The sequence below is a fragment of the Bradyrhizobium sp. BRP20 genome (assembly GCF_020194215.1).
GTDB lineage: Bacteria > Pseudomonadota > Alphaproteobacteria > Rhizobiales > Xanthobacteraceae > Bradyrhizobium > Bradyrhizobium yuanmingense.
This window is the reverse complement of record NZ_JADYVY010000066.1, coordinates 1-2021: the sequence shown is the minus strand read 5'-3', so window position 1 is coordinate 2021 and position 2021 is coordinate 1. Positions and strand designations below refer to the sequence as shown.

Genomic DNA, 2021 nt, shown 5'->3' with positions numbered 1-2021 from the left:
GCCTTCGGCTGCACGGTGGTATGTGCGCCATGACGGCGCGAAGAAGGAGGTTGAGTATGTAGACCATCTTCCGAGCAGCCTTGCTGCGCAAGAGATGAGGGCAGGCCCCTCGGACTCGGATTGCAGGATCAGAGTCCAAACCGCCACAAGCTGCTTTAGCTCAATGGCTGAGGTGGTGAGCGTTGCTGGAAAAGGCGGGCAATCAGCCTGTCAGGTGAGCCACGGGAAGACGAACGCAAGTAAACCGCCGATGATGCATCGAAAGTACAGTTCAGATGTTGTCGAAACCAGGGGCGATACCACCTCCTGGGATCAAGCGCGACGAGAGCCTGTGTATTGGCCGGGCGGCAACCGGTGTAGAGGCGGCGCGATCCCGATGGCAGGCTCTTGCGCGGAACATGGGAACCTGCGTCGCGATGCCAAGGGAGACCCCAAAGGCGGCGGACCCGCCGAGGGCAGAGTACCAATGCGCGACGCAGGGGCGGACGGGTTCGTAATAGTGATGAGGCCCGGTAATACGGGCGGAGCGAAGGGACCCGATCTTCCAGCCAAAGTCACAAGCCAACCGGAAACGGGAGGAGCCGATGACTGAGGCAAAGTCGTATCAGATCCCCAAACATCTCGTTTGGGAAGCTTGGAAACAGGTGAAAGCGAACCGCGGGTCAGCGGGTGTGGACGGGGTCTCCATCGAGGAATTCGAAAAGGACTTGAAGAGAACCTCTACAAGATCTGGAATCGAATGTCGTCGGGGACATACTTTCCGCCTCCCGTCCGTCTCGTGGAAATTCCCAAGGCTAATGGAGGGAAGCGTCCGTTAGGAATACCCTCTATAGCTGACCGCGTGGCTCAGACGGTTGCAAAGATGGTTATGGAGCCGACGATGGAACGAATATTCCATCCGGACTCCTACGGCTATGGGCCCGGCCGTTCGGCGCTTGACGCAGTGGGGACAGCGCGAAAGCGTTGCTGGAAATTCGACTGGGTTATCGACCTTGATATCAAGTCGTTCTTCGACTCGATTCCTTGGCACCTGATCGAAAAGGCCGTCGCCCACCACACGGAACTGAGTTGGATTCGTCTCTACGGTAAAGCGGTGGCTGCAAGCTCCCGTGGAGAAAGAAGACGGAATCCCTGTGGAGAGAACACGCGGAACCCCTCAGGGTTCGGTGGTTTCACCGCTGCTCGCAAATTTGGTTCTGCACTATGCATTCGATCACTGGATGCAGCGGACCTTCCCTTGTTTGTGTTTCGAAAGATACGCTGACGAGGCGATAGTCCATTGCAGAACTGAAAGCGAGGCTCGAACCGTGATGGAGGCGATCCGAAAACGTCTTGCGGAATGCGGTCTGGAGCTCCATCCGGAGAAAACCCGGATCGTCTACTGCAAGGATAATAAACGGAGAGAGGAATGCGAACACATCTCGTTCGACTTCCTTGGCTACACCTTCCAGCCGCGCAGCGCTCGCGATCGAAAGGGCGAGAAGTTCCTCAACTTCCTCCCGGCAATCAGCAACAAGGCTGCCAAAGGAATCCGACAAACCATTCGCTCATGGCGACTGGGTTCGACGCGAAACCACTGGAGTCTTGAAGAACTCGCCAAGCTGATTGATCCTGTCGTGCAAGGATGGCTGAACTATTACGGACGGTTTTACCGGACGGAATGTGTCAACGTCCTTCGTCACGTAAACGACGCGCTCGCCCGCTGGACGAGGCGGAAATACAAGCGGTTGAAAGGCCGGAAAGTCGCCTCAGTATATTGGTTGGGACGGCTCGCACAGCGCGATCCGAACCTACTCTATTTGTGGCGAGTCGGCATTCGACCTGCGGCTGGAAGATAGAAGCCGGATGAATCGAGAGGTTCACGTCCGGTTTCGTGAGAGCCTCGGGGTGCAATTCCCCGGGGGCTACTCGACCGACCGTGACCCGCTTGAGGTCCTGGCTGCGCAACGCGCCGGCCTCGTGTGCCACCCGCAAGCTCTCGGCCAGCAACAGCTCCAGCTTGTCGCCGAGCCGCTTGCGCC

General features: G+C 57.7%; 1 protein-coding gene and 1 pseudogene. Both read left to right on the top strand.

Annotation, left to right across the window (positions count from 1 at the left end; all coding sequences use genetic code 11):
• Window positions 1-739: 739 nt before the first annotated feature.
• Window positions 740-1388, top strand: a pseudogene (locus I6F33_RS38600) (reverse transcriptase domain-containing protein); the annotation flags it as partial.
• On the top strand, window positions 1374-1838 hold the full coding sequence (locus I6F33_RS38590) for a group II intron maturase-specific domain-containing protein (protein ID WP_346656815.1): 465 nt from the start codon (window positions 1374-1376) through the stop codon (window positions 1836-1838). The pseudogene I6F33_RS38600 and the gene I6F33_RS38590, both read left to right, overlap by 15 nt.
• Window positions 1839-2021: the final 183 nt, after the last annotated feature.